Here is a 17305-nt window from a genome sequence, read left to right on the forward strand (position 1 = left end):
CAGTTTGTACGGGCCTGAACGAAGCGCCTGCGCTTTTGTTCTTTACGCTGGTGTATAACCGTACTTTTCCATTTCAGCATATACTGCCTTTAATTTCGGATTACCTTCGCCTACAATTTCTCCATTAATTACAACGACAGGATAAAACAAATCCTCTTCTACTACTTTTTCGGCAAATTGTTTCTTCTCTTCTTCTGTCGGAGGGTTATAAATATCTATATACGAGATCGTAAACGGTTGTTTCGGAAATTTCCTTTCTACTGCTGCTTGTAACCATTCATACGTTTCTTTTGAGGAAGGTAAATTGACACAACTTGGACATAACACTTCTGCACCATAAACTTCAATTTCTATTTGCTTCATCCCACTCACCCCAACAATATTTATATATTTCTATTGTACCGTTTTTGTAATTAAAAGCATATACTAATGTTTAGGCAGCGTTGTTACCATACATTTAACTAGCCAAAAAACATATACAATGCCTAAAAAATTGCCCATTTCCAAAAACAGCTAGTGCTGTCCGATAGATTTTTTTCGTAATACCTTATATAATAAGAGTAAGAACGGGAAAGGAGCGATATATATGTCTACAGAAACGCAAGATATTATTCCTCAAGTACAAGAAGTGCTTGATAAATTACGTCCATTCCTTCTTCGTGACGGAGGAGATTGTGAATTAGTTGATGTGGAAGACGGCATCGTAAAACTACGTCTACTAGGTGCTTGCGGTAGCTGCCCAAGTTCAACAATCACATTAAAAGCTGGTATTGAACGTGCACTATTAGAAGAAGTACCTGGAGTAGTAGAAGTAGAGCAAGTATTCTAATTTACACCTACAATACGAAAAACCGAGGATTTCTCCTCGGTTTTTTATTATTAGTTCGGCAAAATACTTTTTACTTCTTTACCTGTTAATTTATCTTTTATATTTTTGCAACACAATTCCATCATTTCGGTTCTCGTTTCTACAGATGCACTTCCGATATGCGGGATAGCAACTACTTGCGGAAGTTCGAGTAGTGGGTGAGAATTGGAAATTGGCTCTTGATAAAAAACATCTAAACCTGCCCCAGTGATATCACCATTTTTTAAAGCTTCCACTAAATCTTCCTCTACTACTACTTGACCGCGGCCGACATTTATAAAAATTGCGGAATTTTTCATCATTTTAAATTGTTCTTTTCCAAATAAGTGTTTCGTTTCCTCTGTTAATGGTGTTAAACATACAATGTAATCAGACTTCTTCAGAAGCTCTTCTAACGATTGATAAACAGCTCCTAATTCGGTTTCCGCTTCAGTATTTCTTGAACGGTTATGATATAAAATTTCCATATCAAACCCACTAGCTCGTTTTGCTACGGCTTGTCCTATTTTCCCCATTCCAACAATACCAATAGTTTTATGATGAACATCTGTACCTGCTAGTAGGAAAGGGCTCCAGCTATTCCATTTCCCTTCTTTTATGTACTGAGCTCCTTCAACTATGCGTCTTGCTGTTGCAAGTAATAAGGAAAATGCTAAATCAGCCGTAGTGTCTGTTAAAACGTCAGGTGTATTTGTTACGACAACCCCATTATTTGCTGCTGTATAAATATCGATATTGTCATATCCTACAGCTAAGTTAGCGACTATTTTTAAATTTGGAGCATTACTTAACAATTGTTCATCTACTTTATCCGATAACATTGTTAATAACGCATCTGCTTTTGCCGCTTCCTCTAATAGTACTTCTCTCGGTACTTGTACTTCTTCACTATCCCACATCTTTACTTCTGCAACATCCTCTAATGCCTGTACGATTTGAGTTGGTAATTTTCTCGTTATAAATACGTATGGTTTCTTCATGAAGACGCCTACCCCTTTCATTATGTGAAAATAATTAATGTGAAACTAAATCGAAGTGTTAGCGTACGTTAGCTCCCACCCCAACATTATTTTCACTTGGATAGTTAGGATGGGAATTTACGGACAATTACACTAATATAATATTAAACACCTAATCTAATAGTATCACATACTGTATAGAAAGTAGACGCTTTCTGCTTGTTAAATCCAATCCAAAACTGGAATTTTTAAAGCTCTAGTTGGAACTTTTGATATATCAAAAAAGGAATGAAGAAAATGTTCATAATAATCCGAACGATTGAGCACTTCCTTTAAATGGTCTTCATGAGCTCGTTTATTTCCTGTATGGCCAACAGTGTAATAATTTTCGATGCATTCTAAATAGTGGATTGGAAAAATTAGCCGTGCATACAATAAGCGCCATGAAAAACTAGATAGTCTTGCTACACTTTCATATTCCCGAATAAAATGTTGAACGGTATTTGGTATAGAGCGTGTACTCGTCATACATTCTGTTCGTATCCATTCCGCTAAATCACGGCTAGCATGATCCATCACCCAATCAATCGGCAATTTTGCATATTGTTGTTGTTGCCACGAATTTGTAGAAAATCGTTGATGACAAATTGCAGCAGCGTCAATCGGTTGTGGACGATCATCCATTTCAGCATCAACTAAATATTGAATGGCATTTTCCGCTAACCCTAAATAGTAAGGAAAAGATTCTACAAATAATTGATCAAACAAATCTGTTGGATTACTACGTACTTTTTGATAATAATAGCTTTCCATTTGGTCTATCCGCTTTTCCCATAAGCTCTTCCACTGACCAATTCGATTAATAGCCGTAACTTTCGCCGGATAGCTTCGACTACGTGTATGAAACGTCGCAAGGTCACTCCCTAACGGAAGGTTGCGTGTCGCCTCATTTTGATACGGTATTCGGAAGATCGCAATATTTTTCCCCTCTATTTCACAGCAAAATTCGTTCTGTTTATTTTTCACAAATGAGCTTACGTAAATGTCCTTCTGACGGTGTATCATAAATTCGCTTAATGCTTGTAATTCTTTCAGTTCATCTTGTTCCAAATGACTTACAGGAGTGACTACGTATAATACACGATTTGCCCAAAAGGCATCGTAATATCGAAAGGAAATTTTTCGCTCCATTCTAATTCCATATTGATCATATATAGCATGTTTCATCCTATTCCCTCCCCCTAACCTTATTTATATGTGTGAAAAATGTTAGAAATGAACTTCTTTAGGGAAAAGGTAAGAAGATAACTCTTCATAAATGAAAGAAGGAAAAAAGGAATACAAAGTTGAATAAACTAAAGGAATGGGGAAATTATGAATAGAGAACTATTTATAGAGTACCTAGCAACTGATATATAAAAAGAGAGATAGGTGATTCGTTTGAAACCGCTAGAAAAAATGGATGAGGTTGAGAAAAAGGCTAGACAACTATTAGAAGAACGTGGTGTTACGTTAAACGATATTGCAGAGCTAGTACATTATCTTCAATCTGCTTATCATGATGATTTACGCATGTCAGACTGTTTAGAAAATGTGGATCGCGTATTATCGAAAAGAGAAGTTCAAAACACGGTTATTACTGGGATTGAACTAGACATTTTAGCAGAGCAAGGAAAACTTCAAGAGCCTCTTCAATCTATTTTAAAATCTGATGAAGGACTTTACGGTGTTGATGAAGTGCTAGCTCTTTCTATCGTTAACGTTTATGGATCCATCGGATTTACGAACTATGGGTATATCGATAAGAAAAAACCTGGTATTTTAAAAAGTTTAAATGATAAAGATGGTGAAAAGTGTCATACGTTTTTAGACGACATTGTCGGTGCTATCGCTGCTGCAGCGTCTAGTCGCCTTGCCCATCGAGCAGCAAATACGGAGTGAATTTTTATTAATAGAAAAAAGTTGGCTTCCAAAAGTGCGCCAACTTTTTTCTTATTATATTTTTTCCACCCACTCTTCTAACGAGGTAATTGTATAAGTAGGTTGCTCCTTATATGTTTCTAAATGGGCTTTCGTCGTAACACCTGTATGTACTAATAAAGTATCGATTCCAGCATTCATTCCTGCTTTAATATCGGTATTGTAATTATCACCAATCATAAGCACATCTTCTCTGTTTATCCCTAATACTTTTAATGCTTGTTCCATAATGATCTTTTCAGGCTTTCCGACAAATGTTGGCTTTGTTTCTGTTGAAACCGTTAGAACGGATGTTAAAGAACCATTTCCAGGTAACAATCCCCTTTCGGTAGGTATAGCAATATCACTATTCGTTGAAATAAAGCGAGCTCCATTTCGAATGTTTAACGCCCCTAGCGCAAGCTTATCATACGTAATCGTTCGGTCGATACCACATACGACAGCATCTGCATCAGTTTCAACGATTTCAAATCCTTTCTCCATAAGTGCGGTTCGAATTCCTTCCTCCCCAATCACGTAAATTTTAGCGTTAGGGTTCCAATCATAAAGGTAATTTGCTGTTGCATTACTAGTAGTAAATACTTGTTCATCCGTTGTAGGAATATCAAAATTTCTCAGTTTTTCTGCGACTTGTTGAGGTGTCCTTGACGAATTATTCGTTACAAATAAGTAAGGTATATTTTCTTCCTTTAAACGTATGACGAAATCCTTCGCTTCATCTATTCGCTCTTTTCCACGGTACATTGTTCCATCTAAATCAATTAAGTACCCAGCGTATTTTTTCATTTTTCCACTCTCCATTATTTTGAATCATTCCTTATTGTAGCCAAAACAAATAACTTCCAACATTATTTAATAACAGTAAAAATATAAGAACAAAAAAGAAAACGCCTTCATCTAGGAAGGCAAATTCGATCAATCATATTAATTTTTAAATGCAGTAACTGGCCCTAACTCTTTCACTAAATAAGTTCTCGTGGAGTGACAAAAGCTTAATATTGTATCTTTATATGTTGTTAAAGTCGATAGCACCGTTGTATCATTAATTTCTAAATAATCTTGTACTAACATTTTACGCAAACGAATGATTTCTTTTAAGTTATTAGCTTCTTGTGTGACTACTACTTTTTCATCCTCTAAAATATCAATAATATCTTCGTAGCTCCCAGGGTCACGCATAATAAAACCATCAATCATTGCATTACCTGTATCTAAAATTCCTTCTATACACGAAACGGCAATTCGTTCTAACGCTTTCTTTTCTATTTCCGTTTCCCATGAAGATTGATTTGAAAAGATCTCCATATTTTTTTCAATATATTGTAACGTTCTTTCAATTTTTTGGCGATCAACAAAGTACATAAACAGTACTCCTTTCTTTCCAAATAATATATGTAATAATAACTCCTTTTAGCTTATCACAAATTATAAAAGCTTTAAACAAGCTGTATTTTTTTTGGTTGAATCTATACTTTAATCTTTTTTGCAAATTACACACAAGCATTTATGCTATACTATGGGAGAATGAAGAGGAGGGAATTTATAATGAGTGAACGTTTCTTTTTATATGACGATACAGTAAAAACAGATACCCGTTTTGTTAGCTTTATGGGCGAGAACACAAGGTTTGATTTAGCAATAGTAAAATCTGACCGTTATTACGGAAAGTCGCTAGTTTTAAACATACAAGGAAATAAATTTGCCATTATTGGTCATGATGATTTAGACGAGCCTGGTTACATAGAACATGCTTTTAACTTAAGTGAAGAAGATGCCGAGGAATTAAAATCTTTTCTATATGAAGTTGTTTAAGCCTACTTTTGTAGGTTTTTTTTCATTCATTCGGAAATAATAAAGGAAAGTGCTTTGTAAAAGGAAGTGGAACGTAATGAGTGATAAAGAAAAATATACCGACTTTTCTAATGTGGAAACGATGAAAAATTATTTAGCACCGGAAACGTTACCTGAAGGTCCATACGGGTCTCCTCGGGGAAAAGATACTCCAGTAGAAAATAAAAGTACGCCTTGGAAAGAAGGACAACGTTATTATAGTGCGTTTAATTATGAAAATAAAACATTACACCAAGGCTTACCACGCCAAGACGTGTTAGCCCATCCGCCTCATGACGATCCGAATGAAAATGAACAGCCACCTTACGAAAGTATTGATGACTGAAATATGAAAACCCTATTCCACTTTTTGCTTATGGAATAGGGTTTACTGTTACACCTGTTTCTTTGTCCTTTTTGCAACAAAATATGGACAACCGAAGTTGCAATACTCATATAGATAGTCAGAAAGCGTACTTATTTTCGTATCGTGTGTTGCTTTCGGGTTAGAGTCTTCGAAAAATCCCTTCAGTCTTAATTGGTTATATCCCCAATCACCTACGATATAATCGTACTTATTTAATAATTCAACGTATCTATTTTTAAAGGCCTCTTCATTAAAACCGTTGCGAAATTCTTCGATGACCTCATAACAATAATTACCAATACATATCATAAAGCCTTCCTCCATTTCTTTCCTTACCTACATTATAGACGATTCTCCATGAATTACTATGATAAAAACAAAAGTTTAATGGTGAAACTTATATATAAGGGGGTGTTTGCATTGCGAAAAATGTTAACAGTGCTAAGTTTATGTGGAATCACAGCTTTTTCAACTGCATGTCAAGCTGATCTATCACCGAATGAGCGAGCTGGAATGTTCCACGGTAATAACGGCGGAACAACGTTAAATGTGTATGATCGAAACGATTTAAACAACAATGCAACAAACGTGAACAATCAAAACAACGGTCGTCAGTTTGGGTATGTTCGTGAACAAAGAAATCCTAACGGTAATGTTAATGAGCAACTAGAAGGAATGCCGACAATGGATTACGAACAAACCGCTAACGCTATTAGTAAAATGCTAACTACTTTACCAAATATTTTAGACGTTGCTACTGTAGTAACGGATGAAGAAGTGTTAATTGCATACCAAACAGATAGTAATGACCGAAAGGACACTGCTGATATGGTTAGTAAATCAGCCCTTTCCGTCGTTCCAAGATATTATCACGTGTACGTTTCCGATAACCCACGAATGATACGCGAAATAGAACGATTTGGACTTTTAACAACCGATAGTCCAAACGTTGATGCGGTCCTTGAATATACGATTAAAGAGATGCTCGAATCTCCCCAAGGATATCAGTTGAACAAAGGTGAAAATGCAAATGGTGAATTCATCGGAGGAAACAACGATGAATTAGATGAAAACTACAACCAAGATAATAATAATCGATAGTAAAACTAGACGGTACTTAACTTTTCGTGTTAGTGCCGTCTTTTTTTCAAAAAAATTCTCTTCCTCATCTATCTTCATTACGTTAAAGTAAAGATAGGAGGGATAGAGATGAAAAAAGCTGTTTTCTTTGATTTAGACGATACTCTGCTATGGGATATTCGAAGTGTTCAAACCGCATTTTTAAAAACATGCGAATACGCAGCCGAACAAGTAATTGTGAATGTTGAAGAATTAGAAAAAGCTGTGCGTGTTGAGGCAACGAAACTATACGACAGTTACGAAACAAGACCATTTACGTTACTAATTGGGATCAATCCATTTGAAGGGCTATGGGGGACTTTTGATGACGGTACTTTTTCCTTTCCAGCACTAAACAAAATAATCCGTGAGTACCAGCATCAAGCTTGGTATAACGGACTTCAAAAAGTTGGAGTGGATGATAGTAGGCTCGCTAAAAATTTAGCTAACCGATTTATAAAAGAACGAATAAAACATCCTTTTGTTTATGAAGACACATTTCCTGTATTAGATGCTTTAAAAAATACATATTCTCTAGTTCTAATTACAAACGGTGCTCCTAGTTTACAAAATATGAAGCTTTCATTAACTCCTCAACTCCGCCCTTACTTCGATCATATTATAATTTCAGGAGAATTTGGGGAAGGAAAACCGAATAGCCTCGTTTTTCAGACAGCATTACAACGTACTGGACTATCACCAACAGAAGTATGGATGGTTGGCGACAACTTAAAAACAGACATACTTGGTGCAAATGAAATCGGAATTGATACAATTTGGATTAACCATCATAATATGGAGGCACCTGAACATATCACTCCGACTTACACAGTAAAAGGACTAAATGGGATTTTACCAATAATAAATGAGTAAATGGATACTTTCATAGCAATTACCCTCTACCAGTTGTTGGCGGAGGCTTTTTTTATATGAGGAACAGATCGTTATTCAGTATGAAAATTGTTTTTTAGGGAAGCAAAAAGAATGTATTGACGATTTACGCAAAAATATGTACACTGTAAACAATCATTTGTATTTATAGGAAATACAACTCAAACAAAAAGGGGATACTTACATGAAAGTAAGCAAATTTGGTGGCACTTCTGTTGCAAGTGCAGAACAAATTAATAAAATTGCATCCATCGTAAAAGCTGACCCTTCTAGAAAAATCATCGTAGTCTCAGCACCAGGAAAAAGGTCTAATGAAGATATTAAAATAACAGATTTACTTATTAACCTCGCTGAACAAGCTTTAGAACAAAAAGATACTATTGCGCTACAGAATCAAATCATCGCTCGCTATAAAATGATTGCAGAAGAACTATTTGTAGGAAGAGAAATAGTGGAATCCATTTCAAATGATTTAAGTCGTCGATTGGAAGATACTCATCTTACTAAAGATCAATTTATTGACCAATTAAAGGCCGCTGGAGAAGATAATAACGCCAAGCTAATCGCAGCATACTTTAACAACATCGGACTACCAGCACAATATATGAACCCTAAAGAGGCTGGACTTATCGTTACTGATTTCCCTCAACCTACGCAAGCAACAGAAGAAGCTTATAACAAATTAAGTGAGTTACAGCATTCAGAAAAAATTATCGTCTTCCCCGGTTTTTTCGGTTTTACAAAGAGTGGTTTGTTACGTACTTTTAATCGTGGTGGATCTGATATTACTGGCTCGATTTTAGCAGCTGCAGTGAATGCTTCCGTGTATGAAAACTTTACGGATGTTGACTGCGTTTTTTCTGCAAATCCTAAAGTAGTGAATAGCCCGATGGAAATAGAAGAAATTACATATCGGGAAATGCGCGAACTTTCTTATGCTGGCTTTTCTGTTTTTCATGATGAAGCCCTTATGCCGGTATATAAAGAACAAATTCCTGTTAATATAAAAAACACAAATAACCCACTAGCAGCTGGTACTTTTATTGTAGCGGAGAGGAAGAAAAATAAAGGACCCATCACAGGAATAACAGCTGATAGCGGATTCTCCACATTGTATGTTAGTAAGTATTTAATGAACCGTGAACTTGGTTTCGGAAGAAAACTTCTACAAATATTAGAAGAAGAATACATTTCTTACGAGCATACCCCTTCTGGCCTAGATGATATTTCCATCATTATTAGAAGTCATCAATTAAACAAAGAAAAAGAGGAAAGAATTGTACAAAGAATTGTAAACGAACTTGAGGCGGAGGAAGCTTATTTTCGTCACGGATTTTCCATGATTGTTTTAGTAGGGGAAGGAATGAACAACTCAACTGGGCTTGCCGCAAGAGCAGCTACGGCTATTTCTCGTACTGGAGCAAATATCGAAATGATTAACCAAGGGTCTTCCGAGGTGAGCATCGTTTTTGGTGTATTACAAGAAAAAGAACATGTGATTCTTCGCGAATTATATGATGAATTCTTCTCTAAAGTGAACGTTTATTCTTAAAAAAATAATAAAGGCTGCCTGTGAGGTCAAGATGACTTTACAGACAGCCTTTTTCGTTTAAGCGTTCGCTTGTCTAGCTTTTGCCGCTTCGTTTACTTGTTCATCTGCATGATAAGAAGAACGAACTAAAGGTCCTGCCTCTACGTGGCTAAATCCTTTGGACATTGCAATTTCACGTAGTTCGGCAAACTCGTCTGGATGGTAGTACTTTTGCACTTTTAAATGCTTTTTAGATGGCTGTAAATATTGGCCGATTGTCATAATATCTACATCGTTTGCACGAAGATCATCCATTGTTTCAATGATTTCCTCTTTTGTTTCACCTAAACCAATCATTAAACTTGACTTCGTCGGAATATCTGGCTGCATTTCTTTAGCTCTTTTTAAAAACTGCAAGGAGCGGTCATACGTTGCACGAGCTCGAACTCGCGGAGTTAATGAACGAACAGTTTCAATGTTATGGTTTAAAATGTCTGGTCGTGCGTCCATTAACATTTTTAAATTATCATATACACCACCCATATCTGATGGTAAAACTTCAATTGTTGTAAATGGATTTTCACGACGAACTGCGCGAACTGTTTCAGCAAATACAGCAGCTCCACCGTCCTTTAAGTCATCACGGGCAACTGCAGTAATTACAGCATGCTTTAAGTTCATAAGCCTTACCGACTCAGCTACTCTTTCTGGCTCTTGTAAGTCAAGCTCATTTGGTAAACCAGTCTTTACAGCACAAAAACGACAAGCTCGTGTGCAAACTGCTCCAAGAATCATAAACGTTGCAGTCCGACGAACTGCCCAGCATTCATGAATGTTCGGACATTTAGCTTCTTCACATACAGTATGTAGGTTACGCTCACGCATTAACTTTTTTAAGCCTGTATAATTTTCATTCGTATTTAATTTAATTTTTAACCATTCCGGCTTTCGTATGTATTCTTCTTTTTTAGCCATTTTCTCAACTCCAATATTTATTTCCATTATTAGACCGATTAATCTAGCTTAACTAATGTCACTTTATCAAACAAACTCATGAGAAACAAGTAAAATTAATCCTCCAAAACAACTTCCAACAATTAGTATTTATTAAATTAGAAAAGCACCACAAACTAAACATAGTAAAGAGGAAAAAATAAGTGTCTTCAGAAAGGAGAAGCAAAATTGAAACGACTTATTCCAATCTTGCTCTTATTATTAATGCTCCCCCTTTCTCCTTCCTTCGCTCAAGAAACGTTAAGTGAAGATGAAATGTATCAAAAACGATTTGAATTGTATGCAAAGATGGAAGCTGTTACACAGATTCCATGGTACTATTTTGCGGGAGTAGACCAATATGAACGAAACGTTAGAAGAGTTAGAAAAGACATACCGAAACAAACGTCCATTATCGGCATTTATATTAAACCTGAAATATGGGCAGGTCCTTTAAATCCAAATAGCGAGGATATTCACCCTGCTACGATTCAATTTTTTAATGGTATAGGTCAGGATGGGAACGGAGACGGAAAAGCAGATCTTAATGATGATGAAGACTTACTATATTCGTTTGCTAATTACCTTCAATCATACGGAACCGATGAGGAAAATTTAAAGATTGCTTTATGGGATTATTACAAACGTGATAAAACAGTAGCTCTCATTATGGGACATGCTAAGTTATTTAAAGTGTTCGATTCGATTAAACTTGATAAACATGTTTTCCCGCTTCCTCTGCACGCGAACTATAGTTATCGAAATACGTGGGGAGACGCTAGAGGCTGGGGCGGTAGAAGAATGCATGAAGGAACAGATATTTTTGCAAACTACGGTGTTCCTGTTCGTTCAACATGTTACGGAGTTATAGAAATGAAAGGTTGGAACAAATTTGGTGGATGGCGAATCGGAATCCGAGATGTGAACAATACTTATCATTATTTCGCTCACTTAAATGGCTTTGCAAAAGATTTAGAAATCGGACAAGTTGTAGAGCCTGGGCAAATGATTGGGTCTGTTGGTAGCTCTGGATACGGCCCTCCAGGAACTTCTGGCAAATTCCCTCCACACTTACATTATGGCATGTATAAAGACAACGGATATAACGAATGGTCATTTGACCCATTTCCACATCTAAAATCGTGGGAAAGAACAGAAAGAGCCGAAAAAAGAAAAAGGTGATTAGAAAAGCGGAGGCGCTTTGAACAGGCCCGTACAAACTGGACTGTTCCGGTAGGAGATAAAGGAAACACAGTGAGCGTTAGCGAGCTGATGTTGACTTATCGTACGGACGGAACGGGAAGTTTGATAGGGCCTAAGCGCCGGAGCTAGACATAGAAAAGCGGAGGCGGCTCGTTCAGGTCCAATCAAACTGGAGCTTTTCCGCAGGAGATAAAGGAATCACGGCGAGCTATCTTCGAGTCGATGATGACTTATCGTACGGAGGAAAAGTGAAGTTTGAGCCGGACCTAGCCGCCGGAGCTAGACAATCAGAAAAGCGGAGGCGGCTCGTTTAGGTCCAAACAAACTGGAGCTTTTCCGCAGGAGATAAAGGAATCACGGCGAACGACAGTGAGTCGATGATGACTTATCGTACGGAGGAAAAGTGAAGTTTGAGCCGGACCTAGCCGCCGGAGCTAGACAATCAGAAAAGCGGAGGCGGCTCGTTTAGGTCCAAACAAACTGGAGCTTTTCCGCAGGAGATAAAGGAATCACGGCGAGCGATAGCGAGTCGATGATGACTTATCGTACGGAGGAAAAGTGAAGTTTGAGCCGGACCTAGCCGCCGAAGCTAGACAATCAGAAAAGCGGAGGCGGCTCGTTCAGGTCCAATCAAACTGGAGCTTTTCCGCAGGAGATAAAGGAATCACGGCGAGCTATCTTCGAGTCGATGATGACTTATCGTACGGAGGAAAAGTGAAGTTTGAGCCGGACCTAGCCGCCGGAGCTAGACAATCAGAAAAGCGGAGGCGGCTTGCGTACCAAAACAAAATTCCGCTAAACAATAAAAAAACGAGAGAAATAGCTTCCACTACTTCTCTCGTTCGTTCTTTTATCCTTCGTTACTCTCTTTTGCCTTTTTTACGGCCCAAGTAATACTAAATGCCAGACCTCCCCAAATAATTGCTATTCCTAATAACATCATCACAACTGAGCTTGCACCCATTATTTAGAGACCTCCTTTGATGAAGATTGCGGAACTTCTACCGTGTCTTTTTTCCATTTGACAAGCGTTAGTAAGAATCCTAGTACAATGACACCAATAGCAACAGCCCATCCATATTGAACCGTAAACGCTCTTGAGATCCCATCACCAGCACCGTAAACTTCGCTAATATTTGTTCTAATATTATCAATCATCATGTATCCAAGAACAGCTGGTGTGATAAATGCTAAAGAAATCTTCCACCATCCACCAAGTAAACCAGTTAGTTTAATATCGGAAACAGAGTTTGCATGTGCTTGTAGTGATTTAAGCTCTTTCGCAAACCATACAACAACGATAACTTGCACAAGCCCCGCAAGAGCTACACCGAAGCTGTTAATGAAGTAGTCCATTACGTCTAAGAACCATAGACCACCTCTTGTTGCAAACATTAAGGAAACAATTGCTGCAAATCCTCCCCCGAAAATAACTGCTTTAGAACGGGAAATTTTAAACTTATCTTGTAAACCAGCTATATACGTTTCGATAATCGAGATTAAGGATGATAAGCCGGCTAACACTAATGATCCGAAGAATAAGAAACCGAATAGCCCATTTAATGCAGGTAGCTCGTTAATTACAGCTGGGAAAACAACGAATGCAAGCCCAACACCTGCACTAACTACATCTGAAACTGCCTCACCTTGTTGCATAGCCATAAATCCTAAAATACTGAAAACTCCAATACCGGCTAATAACTCAAAACTGGAGTTAGCAAAACCAGTAATAAAGGCATTGTTTGTAATATCAGATTTTTTAGGTAAATAACTGGAATAAGTGATCATAATAGCAAAGGCAATCGATAAACTAAAGAAAATTTGCCCATAGGCGGCTACCCAAACTTTACCGCTTGAAATAGCTGACCAATCAGGTTTAAAGAATGCATTTAAACCGTCCACAGCACCTTCTAGCGTAAGCGCACGGACGACGATAATTAAAAACAAAACTAATAAGGCTGGAATAAATATTTTATTCGCAAGCTCAATACCACGTTTAACTCCTCTATATAGAACCCCTAGTGCAATAACCCAAACTAAAATTAACGGAAGTAGTACGCCAGGAACAAACCCGTCAAACTTACCTGGATCCGTTATGTTTAAATAGTCTCCGAATAAGAAACCAGCAGTGTCGTTCCCCCAATTTAAATTAAACGAGAAAACAGAGTAGGACATTGCCCATGCGATAATAGCCCCGTAGTAAATCGAAATAATAAAGGAAATTCCGACTTGCCACCAACCAATCCATTCTGTTTTCTTATTCATTCTTGCAAAAGATAACGGAGCAGATCCTCTATATTTATGCCCCATCGTAAACTCTAAAATTAAAAGAGGAATACCAGCTGTTAATAGAGCAAATAAGTACGGTAAAAAGAATGCTCCTCCTCCATTTTCATATGCGACTGCAGGAAAACGCCAAATATTACCTAGACCAATCGCTGATCCAGCAGCAGCCAAAATAAACCCGGCTCTTGTCCCCCATTGCGGACGATTTTCCATGTAAATTACCTCCCCATTGTTATTACATGTATAATTTCTATTAATGCGCTTAGTCGGAATTAAGAATGTTTTCTGTTTTCTGACTATTTAATATAATTTATACATAGTATAACTAGACTTTATGACTATGTCAAAACAATATTTTTAATTTTGCAAAACTTTCTATGAATACGTTTACAATTTCACCCTAGCTTTTCTTCTATTTTTAAAATCGCACAAAAAACATTATATTAAAATAATGTTTTTATTTAAATAAGAATCATAATTTTTACATTCCAAACCTTGTTGAAATATACATTTTAAGTAAAACTATAGTAAAAAAAGCGTTAGAATTTTACATTCTAACGCTTCATTTTTATATTTATATATTAAGCCTTAACAGCTTTAAAACTAAATCCAATAATAATGAATGCAACTAGCACAACAGCTAATCCTAGTAGAGTGCTACCTGTTAGTCCTAATACAATGTACCCAACAGCTGCAACTGCTGCACTAATTAACGCATACGGTAATTGTGTAAGAACATGATCAATATGGTTACTATTCGCACCAGTAGATGAAAGAATAGTTGTATCGGATATTGGTGAACAGTGGTCTCCGAACACAGCTCCTGCTAGTACTGCTGCTAGTGCTGGTAATAGTAACTCTATATCCGTAACTACTGCAATTTGTGCTGCAATCGGTAATAGAAGTCCGAACGTTCCCCAAGAAGTCCCTGTTGCGAATGCTGTAAAACCTGCTACTAAGAAAATAATGATTGGTAACCAAGCAATATTCATATTAGATTCTTGAATTCTATCAGCCAAATACGTTCCTGTTTCTAGATCAGAAATTAATCCTGTAATAGACCAAGCTAACAATAGAATATACACTGCAGGTAACATTGCTTTTACTCCTGCTACTACTACTTTACCGAATAAGTTCCCTTGAACTTCACCTTTAGATGATTGTAGGGCAAATAACACAAACGTTACAATTAGAGCAAATATACCACCATAAAATAGTGCTGCTGATGGATCTGTGTTTTCAAATATTGCTAAAATAGAAGTGTCACCTTCTGAAGCTGTATATCCTGTCCAGAACATCGCTGCTACTACTCCAACCATTAAAGCAATAATTGGCCATAAAAGGCTACCTACTTTACCTTTTTCACTTACAGGTAAATCTTCTGTGAATTCACCTGGTACTGTTTTTGTTGAGTCAACTAGTTCTCCTGTTTCCATCGCACGAGTTTCGTGAGTTTTCATTGCACCGATATTAACGTTAAAGTACGCAACTAAAAATACCATTAGAAGAGCAGAAAAAACATATAAGTTCATCGGAATCATTTGCATAAATGCGCTCAACCCAGTGTACTCTGTTACGTTCAACGTTATGAAAATACCACCTAATGTTGCGATAATATAAGCACCCCAGCTAGAAATGGGAGCAATAACACAAATAGGAGCAGAAGTGGAATCAATTAAATAAGCTAATTTCGCACGAGATACTTTATAACGATCAGTAATTGGACGACTAATTTGACCAACTGCTAAACTATTAAAATAATCATCAATAAAAATAACAATTCCTAAAATAACCGTTAAAAACTTAGAGCCTCTACGTGATTTAATTCTTTTCGCAGCCCACTCACCAAATGCAACGCTACCGCCAGAAACAGATATAAACGCAGTTATAATTCCTAAAAAGATAATGAATACTAAAATATAAACATACCAAAGATCGGTGAAAACGGCTAAAAAGGACTGCAAGATTCTTTCAACTGTCCCAATCGGATGAAATCCAGCCAAAAGCAAAGCGGACGCTAGAATACCAACACCAAGCGAAATCAAAACTCTTCTAGTTAATATAACCATTAGTATCGCAAGGACAGGTGGTATTAATGAGTAAATAGTACCTTCCATAATAAAAAACCTCCTAAAATTGTTGTAATTTGTCGAAACAAACGGCACAAATTTAGAAGGCTTTTGAACATAAAAAAGTAACGATAGAAAATAACTATCATTACTTTGTAATGTATGTTATCCTCCATCCGATCAGTAGCCCTCCATTATGTTTTCCGTTCGCTCCGGACATAATGACAGTGTTATCCTTTTTCAAGATAACCCCAGCAAAATAGTTTGACAGACTATTTCACTTCGGCAAAGCATCCTTTCAACAACTATCAACGGGAGTCACCCTCCAGTAGTTTACTCTTATGCTATGCAACCTCTACCTCATCGTATGATAAGGGCGTATAAAATTTTCTATCTATTACTCTAACATATGTTACTATATTAAACAATAGAAATTTATTCCTTCTTGTCTTCTACTTCTTCCACCTCTTCTATCGGCACAGAAACTGGTGGCATCATCCCCCCACCATGCTGATAAAAGTTTGGAACTTTTCCTTTTTCATAGTGCATAATAATTGGAACATCTTGTTGCACAGTCGTTATTCCAGTAGAAAACGGAATAATAACTTGTACGTGGACTTCAATATGGATAGAAACTTCTATCCAAGCATTGTTAATTCCCATATCAATAACATTGGTTTTTACGTTTGCACTTACATCACCAATTGGTAAAAAGCGCACTGGAATTTTCGGTCCTAAGTTACCTAATAGGGCATTGTTTGTTGCTGCTCCTAAAGGAATATGAAAAACGATACCCGGAGAATTCTCATTTGTTTCTATTTCTATATCAGACGGTAATTCCAACGTTTCCAATTCTCCGTTTCCAATGTCTCGTAAGTAACGTTCAATTACGTTTACTGTTTCCGCCTGAACCCGTAATACTTGTTCTGGGCTAAAGGAAATACGATCTCCATCATGAGTAACAGAAAAATTTGATTCTTGGTTTAAACTATTGACTATCTTTTTATTTATAGCATTGTTAATTACCATTGTACTAATTCGTCTCGTTTGTGATTCTGCATAGGTGATTAATGCAGGCTCGATTCCTTTATTGACGATGTATAGTCCAGCTACTGTTGAAAATATAAAAAATACGAATGAAAGTAAAAATACGTAGCGAAATGGTAATGGCCCTCTACGTGGTCGCATTCTACGAAACTTAGCCACACT

19 protein-coding genes and 1 riboswitch are annotated in these 17305 nt (G+C 36.9%); of the genes, 8 read left to right on the top strand and 11 right to left on the bottom strand.

Going from position 1 to position 17305, the window contains the following annotated elements:
• Positions 1 to 42 precede the first annotated feature (42 nt).
• Entirely contained in the window at positions 43 to 363 is a 321-nt protein-coding gene (locus tag BC6307_RS18660; protein WP_066420952.1) for a YuzD family protein, read from the bottom strand.
• 163 nt (positions 364 to 526) lie between these two features.
• Between BC6307_RS18660 and BC6307_RS18665 the strand changes: the two genes are divergently transcribed.
• Positions 527 to 829 (top strand): NifU family protein, encoded by a 303-nt coding sequence (locus BC6307_RS18665; protein WP_412766307.1) that lies wholly within the window; start codon positions 527 to 529, stop codon positions 827 to 829.
• Between the two features lie 50 nt (positions 830 to 879).
• On the opposite strand, the gene BC6307_RS18670 is transcribed toward BC6307_RS18665, so the two are convergent.
• Both BC6307_RS18670 and yutH read right to left on the bottom strand, forming a co-directional pair.
• Positions 880 to 1848, bottom strand: a complete 969-nt coding sequence (locus BC6307_RS18670) for a 2-hydroxyacid dehydrogenase (protein WP_066420948.1) — start codon at positions 1846 to 1848, stop codon at positions 880 to 882.
• A gap of 201 nt (positions 1849 to 2049) precedes the next feature.
• Positions 2050 to 3054, bottom strand: a complete 1005-nt coding sequence (gene yutH, locus BC6307_RS18675) for a spore coat putative kinase YutH (RefSeq protein ID WP_066420947.1) — start codon at positions 3052 to 3054, stop codon at positions 2050 to 2052.
• 231 nt (positions 3055 to 3285) lie between these two features.
• Between yutH and BC6307_RS18680 the strand changes: the two genes are divergently transcribed.
• Positions 3286 to 3768 (top strand): phosphatidylglycerophosphatase A family protein, encoded by a 483-nt coding sequence (locus BC6307_RS18680; protein ID WP_066420955.1) that lies wholly within the window; start codon positions 3286 to 3288, stop codon positions 3766 to 3768.
• A gap of 54 nt (positions 3769 to 3822) precedes the next feature.
• Here BC6307_RS18680 and BC6307_RS18685 read toward each other — a convergent pair whose 3' ends face one another.
• A complete protein-coding gene (locus tag BC6307_RS18685; protein ID WP_066420945.1) occupies positions 3823 to 4593 on the bottom strand; it encodes a TIGR01457 family HAD-type hydrolase in 771 nt (256 codons plus the stop codon).
• A gap of 138 nt (positions 4594 to 4731) precedes the next feature.
• Entirely contained in the window at positions 4732 to 5169 is a 438-nt protein-coding gene (locus tag BC6307_RS18690; protein ID WP_066420943.1) for a DUF86 domain-containing protein, read from the bottom strand.
• Between the two features lie 183 nt (positions 5170 to 5352).
• Here BC6307_RS18690 and BC6307_RS18695 point away from each other — a divergent pair, with 183 nt between their 5' ends.
• Complete coding sequence (locus tag BC6307_RS18695) at positions 5353 to 5619, top strand: DUF3055 domain-containing protein (RefSeq protein ID WP_066420941.1); 267 nt, start codon at positions 5353 to 5355, stop codon at positions 5617 to 5619.
• A 76-nt stretch (positions 5620 to 5695) separates the two neighbouring features.
• On the top strand, positions 5696 to 5983 hold the full coding sequence (locus BC6307_RS18700) for a cytosolic protein (RefSeq protein ID WP_066420940.1): 288 nt from the start codon (positions 5696 to 5698) through the stop codon (positions 5981 to 5983).
• Between the two features lie 48 nt (positions 5984 to 6031).
• On the opposite strand, the gene BC6307_RS18705 is transcribed toward BC6307_RS18700, so the two are convergent.
• Positions 6032 to 6313: a YutD family protein gene (locus tag BC6307_RS18705; protein ID WP_066420938.1), complete on the bottom strand. Its 282-nt coding sequence runs from the start codon at positions 6311 to 6313 to the stop codon at positions 6032 to 6034.
• A 120-nt stretch (positions 6314 to 6433) separates the two neighbouring features.
• On the opposite strand from BC6307_RS18705, the gene BC6307_RS18710 reads away from it, so the two are divergent.
• The 3 genes from BC6307_RS18710 (at position 6434) to BC6307_RS18720 (ending at position 9566) form a co-directional block, all read left to right on the top strand.
• Complete coding sequence (locus tag BC6307_RS18710) at positions 6434 to 7105, top strand: YhcN/YlaJ family sporulation lipoprotein (RefSeq protein ID WP_235858307.1); 672 nt, start codon at positions 6434 to 6436, stop codon at positions 7103 to 7105.
• A gap of 108 nt (positions 7106 to 7213) precedes the next feature.
• Complete coding sequence (locus BC6307_RS18715; protein WP_066420934.1) at positions 7214 to 7996, top strand: HAD family hydrolase; 783 nt, start codon at positions 7214 to 7216, stop codon at positions 7994 to 7996.
• Positions 7997 to 8198: 202 nt separating this feature from the next.
• Positions 8199 to 9566, top strand: coding sequence for an aspartate kinase (locus BC6307_RS18720; protein WP_066420932.1), 1368 nt, complete (start codon positions 8199 to 8201; stop codon positions 9564 to 9566).
• Between the two features lie 57 nt (positions 9567 to 9623).
• Here the strand turns inward: BC6307_RS18720 and lipA are convergent, their stop codons facing one another.
• The gene (gene lipA, locus BC6307_RS18725) at positions 9624 to 10520 is read right to left on the bottom strand and encodes a lipoyl synthase (protein WP_066420931.1); all 897 of its coding nucleotides are present in this window, start codon (positions 10518 to 10520) and stop codon (positions 9624 to 9626) included.
• Positions 10521 to 10763: 243 nt separating this feature from the next.
• On the opposite strand from lipA, the gene BC6307_RS18730 reads away from it, so the two are divergent.
• On the top strand, positions 10764 to 11720 hold the full coding sequence (locus BC6307_RS18730; protein WP_066420954.1) for a M23 family metallopeptidase: 957 nt from the start codon (positions 10764 to 10766) through the stop codon (positions 11718 to 11720).
• Between the two features lie 871 nt (positions 11721 to 12591).
• Here the strand turns inward: BC6307_RS18730 and BC6307_RS18735 are convergent.
• From BC6307_RS18735 to yunB, 4 genes are all read right to left on the bottom strand, one after another.
• Positions 12592 to 12705 (bottom strand): methionine/alanine import family NSS transporter small subunit, encoded by a 114-nt coding sequence (locus tag BC6307_RS18735; protein ID WP_084380619.1) that lies wholly within the window; start codon positions 12703 to 12705, stop codon positions 12592 to 12594.
• Positions 12705 to 14240, bottom strand: coding sequence for a sodium-dependent transporter (locus tag BC6307_RS18740; RefSeq protein WP_066419595.1), 1536 nt, complete (start codon positions 14238 to 14240; stop codon positions 12705 to 12707). Before BC6307_RS18740 ends, BC6307_RS18735 begins: the two co-directional genes overlap by 1 nt.
• Positions 14241 to 14608: 368 nt before the next feature.
• Positions 14609 to 16144 carry a Na+/H+ antiporter NhaC family protein gene (locus BC6307_RS18745; RefSeq protein ID WP_066419593.1) on the bottom strand — a complete coding sequence of 512 codons (1536 nt, stop codon included), beginning with the start codon at positions 16142 to 16144 and terminating at the stop codon, positions 14609 to 14611.
• A 128-nt stretch (positions 16145 to 16272) separates the two neighbouring features.
• Positions 16273 to 16462, bottom strand: a riboswitch (Lysine riboswitch).
• 69 nt (positions 16463 to 16531) lie between these two features.
• The gene (gene yunB, locus BC6307_RS18750) at positions 16532 to 17302 is read right to left on the bottom strand and encodes a sporulation protein YunB (protein WP_066419591.1); all 771 of its coding nucleotides are present in this window, start codon (positions 17300 to 17302) and stop codon (positions 16532 to 16534) included.
• Between the last annotated feature and the right edge of the window lie 3 nt (positions 17303 to 17305).

The organism is Sutcliffiella cohnii (assembly GCF_002250055.1).
GTDB lineage: Bacteria > Bacillota > Bacilli > Bacillales > Bacillaceae_I > Sutcliffiella > Sutcliffiella cohnii.

What these genes read in the sequence shown, in the direction of transcription:
- BC6307_RS18710 (WP_235858307.1), top strand. Translation starts at nt 6,434, where the DNA reads ATGTTAACAGTGCTAAGTTTATGTGGAATCACAGCTTTTTCAACTGCA.
- BC6307_RS18680 (WP_066420955.1), top strand. Translation starts at nt 3,286, where the DNA reads ATGGATGAGGTTGAGAAAAAGGCTAGACAACTATTAGAAGAACGTGGT.
- BC6307_RS18700 (WP_066420940.1), top strand. Translation starts at nt 5,696, where the DNA reads ATGAGTGATAAAGAAAAATATACCGACTTTTCTAATGTGGAAACGATG.
- BC6307_RS18690 (WP_066420943.1), bottom strand. Translation starts at nt 5,169, where the DNA reads ATGTACTTTGTTGATCGCCAAAAAATTGAAAGAACGTTACAATATATT.
- BC6307_RS18720 (WP_066420932.1), top strand. Translation starts at nt 8,199, where the DNA reads ATGAAAGTAAGCAAATTTGGTGGCACTTCTGTTGCAAGTGCAGAACAA.
- BC6307_RS18735 (WP_084380619.1), bottom strand. Translation starts at nt 12,705, where the DNA reads ATGGGTGCAAGCTCAGTTGTGATGATGTTATTAGGAATAGCAATTATT.
- BC6307_RS18745 (WP_066419593.1), bottom strand. Translation starts at nt 16,144, where the DNA reads ATGGAAGGTACTATTTACTCATTAATACCACCTGTCCTTGCGATACTA.
- yutH (WP_066420947.1), bottom strand. Translation starts at nt 3,054, where the DNA reads ATGAAACATGCTATATATGATCAATATGGAATTAGAATGGAGCGAAAA.
- BC6307_RS18740 (WP_066419595.1), bottom strand. Translation starts at nt 14,240, where the DNA reads ATGGAAAATCGTCCGCAATGGGGGACAAGAGCCGGGTTTATTTTGGCT.
- BC6307_RS18715 (WP_066420934.1), top strand. Translation starts at nt 7,214, where the DNA reads ATGAAAAAAGCTGTTTTCTTTGATTTAGACGATACTCTGCTATGGGAT.
- BC6307_RS18670 (WP_066420948.1), bottom strand. Translation starts at nt 1,848, where the DNA reads ATGAAGAAACCATACGTATTTATAACGAGAAAATTACCAACTCAAATC.
- BC6307_RS18695 (WP_066420941.1), top strand. Translation starts at nt 5,353, where the DNA reads ATGAGTGAACGTTTCTTTTTATATGACGATACAGTAAAAACAGATACC.
- lipA (WP_066420931.1), bottom strand. Translation starts at nt 10,520, where the DNA reads ATGGCTAAAAAAGAAGAATACATACGAAAGCCGGAATGGTTAAAAATT.
- BC6307_RS18705 (WP_066420938.1), bottom strand. Translation starts at nt 6,313, where the DNA reads ATGATATGTATTGGTAATTATTGTTATGAGGTCATCGAAGAATTTCGC.
- BC6307_RS18685 (WP_066420945.1), bottom strand. Translation starts at nt 4,593, where the DNA reads ATGAAAAAATACGCTGGGTACTTAATTGATTTAGATGGAACAATGTAC.
- BC6307_RS18730 (WP_066420954.1), top strand. Translation starts at nt 10,764, where the DNA reads ATGCTCCCCCTTTCTCCTTCCTTCGCTCAAGAAACGTTAAGTGAAGAT.
- BC6307_RS18660 (WP_066420952.1), bottom strand. Translation starts at nt 363, where the DNA reads ATGAAGCAAATAGAAATTGAAGTTTATGGTGCAGAAGTGTTATGTCCA.